Raw genomic sequence first — 4,694 nt, forward strand, 5'->3', positions numbered from 1 at the left:
GACGGGGACAGGGTGATGGTCAAGGCGACTCCTCTGAAGGCGACAGGAAGGGGGAAAGAGCGAGACAGGGGTGACGAGCCGTCACGGGGCCCTCGGAAGCGGGCGGCACGCGACGGGAGACCGCGAACTGCGGGCGCAGGCGCGGGAACGGGGTGCGGAGCACTCAGTGGTGGGCGGCTTCCCCTGCGCGGCGACGCACCGCGCGGCGGTGGGAAGGGGTCATGGGGGCCGCCAGCACATGACGGGGGACGCCCTCGAGCCGGTCGGAGACCGACAGCCCGGCCCGGTACAGGCCGCGCACGGTCCGCTGTTCGACGGCGGCCGCGAGCGTGTCGAGCAACTCGCCCTCGCGCAGCACCGCCTGGGGTCCGAGAAGGGTGGTGACGATCTCGAGGGCCCCGTCGGCGTCGCCGTGGGCGAGGCGTTCGCGTACGCCGGGCAGGCACTCCGGGGTGCGCAGTGCCTCGTCGACGGCACGGAGGCAGGGCAGCGGCGGCCCGCCGAGCGCCACCAGGAGCGCCTCGCGGCGCAGCTCGGCCGGATCGTGGTCGAGTGGCGCGAGGACGCCGTCGACCTGGGCGATCCGGTGGAGCTCGCCACGACAGTCCACCACCCCGGGCTCCTCGGCCCGGCGCGCGGGTGCGACGGCGGGCGCCGGGAGATGTCCGGGGGCGAGTGCGGCGGCGACCAGCGGGTGCAGTGCGTGCGGCTCGACGAGGCCCGCGGCCAGCAGGTCGCGGTCCGGCGGGACCCAGGTGGCCGCGTCGGGCAGCACCGGCGGATCGGCGGCGGTGGCATGCCGCGGGCGGCGGGCGCCGGTGATCCGCCAGGAGCCGGCGCCGTCGCGTGCCACGTCCAGCAGCAGCCTGCCGCGGCCGCCGAGCCGCACCAGCACGCTTCCCGCCGGACCGCGTCCCTCGGCGTCGAGCAGGAGGCCCGCCTCGTCCGCCCAGCGGCCGACGTCGTACCGGCAGCCGGGCGGCAGCGTGCGCAGCGGCTCCGGCCAGGCGTCCCGGTCCGCCGGGGGCGCGCCGTCCGTGGACCGGGCGGCCAGCTCCCCCGACCTGGTCGCGTCCCACAGGTGACGGTGCAGGTCGAGTCGGTGGCGCCGGCTGGGCGAGGGATGCGGGTGCCGGCGGGACGCGGCGTCCCGTGCGGACGGGTCCCACAGGGTGAGGGAGAGCCGTTGTCCGGCGTCCGCCCACGCGGGGTCGGTGCGGACCACCAGGCTCACCCGGCCACGGCCGGCGCCGCCGACGCCACCGGCACTCCCGACGCCTTCGACGTCGTAGTGGACGAGCGGCACGGTCAGACCGGGGCGCAGCAGACCGTCCGGGACGATCCTCGGCAGGTGCCAGCGCAGCAGGTCGGGCGCGAGGCTCCGCAGGTCGGAGCGGAGGAGGGCGGCGAAGTCCCGGCCGTACCGGCGCGAGACGGTCCGCAGGTCGAGATCGACGTCGACGCGGGCGGCGGCGCAGGCCCCCGCCCAGTCGCCCGCCTCACGGCGGGCCGTCGCCGTCCCGATCATGGAGGGCGGCACGGCATGGGCGCGTACGCGCCGCCACAGGGAGAGTCGTCCGTTCGCGATGTCGGTGAGCATCAGCACTCACCTTGCGCGGACGGGTCCCCCAATCTGGTCATGGAGTGAGTCGTCATCGCCGGGAACCATACCGTGCCGCTCGCGGGCCCGTCAGATGATTTTCGACGTCACGTCGCGAACATCCGCATCACCTCGAAACGACGAGAAAATTATCACCAAACGGACAAAAAGATGCGGAAATGTCATTTCCAAACTGGAATGACTCATCTTTCTGTACCTCTCGCCTCAAGCCATGTAAGGTTCGTGACCATGACCGCAACCCCCGCCTCGCCCGCCGAGGAACTCCGCGGCGCAGGCCTGCGGGTGACGGCAGCCCGCGTCGCGCTGCTCGAAACCGTCAGGGCCGGGGACCACCTCGGAGCCGAGGCGATCGCCTCCGGCGTACGCGAGCGCGTGGGCCACGTCTCGACCCAGGCCGTCTACGAGGCGCTGCACGCGCTGACGGCCGCGGGACTGGTCCGCCGCATCGAACCGGCCGGCAGCCCGGCCCGGTACGAGGCGCGTGTCGGGGACAACCATCACCACGTCGTCTGCCGCTCCTGCGGCACCGTCGCCGACGTGGACTGCGCGGTCGGTGAGGCCCCCTGCCTGACCGCCTCCCAGAACCACGGCTTCGTGATCGAAGAGGCCGAGGTGACGTACTGGGGCCTGTGCCCCGCCTGTTCCACCGCTCGCCAGCAGTAGTCCCACAGCTCGCAGCACCTGAGCCGTGACCGCCTGATCCAGAAGGACATGCATTGACTGAGAACCACGACGCCATCGTCACCGAGCCGAAGGCGGAGACGGGCGGCTGCCCCGTCGCGCACGGCGCGCGCGCCCCGCACCCGACCGCCGGCGGCGGCAACCGCCAGTGGTGGCCGGAGCGGCTCAACCTCAAGATCCTCGCCAAGAACCCCGCGGTCGCCAACCCGCTGGGCGAGGGCTTCGACTACGCCGAGGCCTTCCAGGGCCTCGACCTCGCCGCCGTGAAGCAGGACATCGCCGCGCTCCTCACCGAGTCGCAGGACTGGTGGCCGGCGGACTACGGCCACTACGGCCCGTTCATGATCCGCATGGCGTGGCACAGCGCCGGCACCTACCGCATCACCGACGGCCGCGGTGGCGCGGGCGCCGGTCAGCAGCGCTTCGCGCCGCTGAACAGCTGGCCGGACAACGTCAACCTGGACAAGGCCCGCCGTCTGCTGTGGCCGGTCAAGAAGAAGTACGGCCAGGCCATCTCCTGGGCCGACCTGATGGTCCTCGCGGGCAACGTCGCCCTGGAGTCGATGGGCTTCGAGACCTTCGGCTTCGCCGGCGGCCGCGCGGACGTGTGGGAGCCCGACGAGGACGTGTACTGGGGTCCGGAGACCACCTGGCTCGCCGACGAGCGCTACTCCGGCGACCGTGACCTCGAGGAGCCCCTCGCCGCGGTCCAGATGGGTCTGATCTACGTCAACCCCGAGGGCCCCAACGGCAACGGCGACCCGCTGGCCGCCGCCCGCGACATCCGCGAGACGTTCCGCCGCATGGCGATGAACGACGAGGAGACGGTCGCCCTGATCGCCGGTGGTCACACCTTCGGCAAGGCGCACGGCAACGGCCCGGCGGACGCGGTCGGCGACGACCCGGAGGCGGCCGGCCTGGAGGAGCAGGGCCTGGGCTGGCGCAACAGCCACGGCACCGGCAAGGGCGCGGACACCGTGACCTCCGGTCTCGAGGGCGCCTGGACCTACGAGCCCACCAAGTGGGACAACGAGTACTTCAAGATCCTGTTCGGCTACGAGTGGGAGCAGTTCCACAGCCCGGCCGGCGCGCTGCAGTGGCGTCCGAAGCACGGTGCCGGCAAGGTCGTGCCCGACGCGCACCTCGAGGGTGTCCGCCACCAGCCGATCATGTTCACCACCGACCTCGCGCTGCGCATGGACCCGATCTACGCGGAGATCTCGCAGCGCTTCCTCGAGGACGAGCGCGCCTTCGCCGACGCGTTCGCCCGCGCCTGGTTCAAGCTGACCCACCGTGACATGGGCCCGGCCGTCCGCTACCTGGGCTCCGAGGTCCCGTCCGAGACGCTGATCTGGCAGGACCCGCTGCCGGCCCGCGAGTTCGAGGTCGTCGACGAGGCCGACGTGGCCGCGCTGAAGGCGAAGATCGCCGAGTCCGGCCTGTCCGTGTCGCAGCTGGTCTCCACCGCCTGGGCCTCCGCGTCCTCCTTCCGCGGCAGCGACAAGCGCGGCGGCGCCAACGGCGCCCGCATCCGCCTGCAGCCGCAGGCCGACTGGGAGGTCAACGAGCCGCAGAAGCTCAAGACCGTCCTGAGCACCCTCGAGGGCGTCCAGGAGTCCTTCAACGCCTCCCTCCCCGGCGGCAAGCAGGTCTCCCTGGCCGACGTGATCGTCCTCGCCGGCGCCGTCGGCGTCGAGAAGGCCGCCAAGGAGGCGGGCTTCGACATCGAGGTCCCGTTCACCGCGGGCCGCGTCGACGCCACCCAGGAGCAGACGGACGTCGAGTCCTTCGCCGCTCTCGAGCCGAAGGCGGACGGCTTCCGCAACTACCTCGGCAAGGCCAACCGCCTGCCCGCCGAGCACCTGCTGGTCGACCGCGCCAACCTGCTCAACCTGAGCGCGCCCGAGATGACCGTCCTGGTCGGCGGTCTGCGCGTCCTGGGCGCCAACTACCAGGACTCGGAGCTCGGTCTCCTCACCGACGCCCCGGGCAAGCTCACCAACGACTTCTTCGTCAACCTGCTCGACCTGGGCACGACGTGGAAGCCGGTGGACGGCGAGAACAACCTGTACGAGGCCTTCGACGAGGCCACGGGTGAGAAGAAGTGGACCGGCACGCGTGCCGACCTCGTCTTCGGCTCCAACTCCGAGCTGCGCGCCGTCGCCGAGGTCTACGCGAGCGACGACGCCAAGGAGAAGTTCGTCAAGGACTTCGTCCAGGCCTGGGACAAGGTCATGAACGCCGACCGCTTCGACCTGGTCTGATCGCCCGCCGATCCGATCCGGGGAGGCGTCGGTCGCCCGACCCCAACGGAACGCCCCCGTCCGGCCGCGAGGCCGGGCGGGGGCGTTCCCGCGTCCGGGGGCGTTCCCCCGCGCGGGCGGGGAGGGCG

General features: G+C 72.4%; 3 protein-coding genes. 2 read left to right on the top strand and 1 reads right to left on the bottom strand.

The window, feature by feature from the left end:
• Positions 1-163 precede the first annotated feature (163 nt).
• Complete coding sequence (locus tag ACOV8S_RS27965) at positions 164-1,600, bottom strand: hypothetical protein (protein WP_448321243.1); 1,437 nt, start codon at positions 1,598-1,600, stop codon at positions 164-166.
• A 249-nt stretch (positions 1,601-1,849) separates the two neighbouring features.
• Here ACOV8S_RS27965 and ACOV8S_RS27970 point away from each other — a divergent pair, with 249 nt between their 5' ends.
• Positions 1,850-2,284, top strand: coding sequence for a Fur family transcriptional regulator (locus ACOV8S_RS27970; RefSeq protein ID WP_448321245.1), 435 nt, complete (start codon positions 1,850-1,852; stop codon positions 2,282-2,284).
• A 53-nt stretch (positions 2,285-2,337) separates the two neighbouring features.
• Positions 2,338-4,566 carry a catalase/peroxidase HPI gene (gene katG, locus ACOV8S_RS27975; protein ID WP_448321247.1) on the top strand — a complete coding sequence of 743 codons (2,229 nt, stop codon included), beginning with the start codon at positions 2,338-2,340 and terminating at the stop codon, positions 4,564-4,566.
• The last annotated feature ends 128 nt before the right edge of the window (positions 4,567-4,694 follow it).

The organism is Streptomyces sp. CO7 (assembly GCF_053474865.1).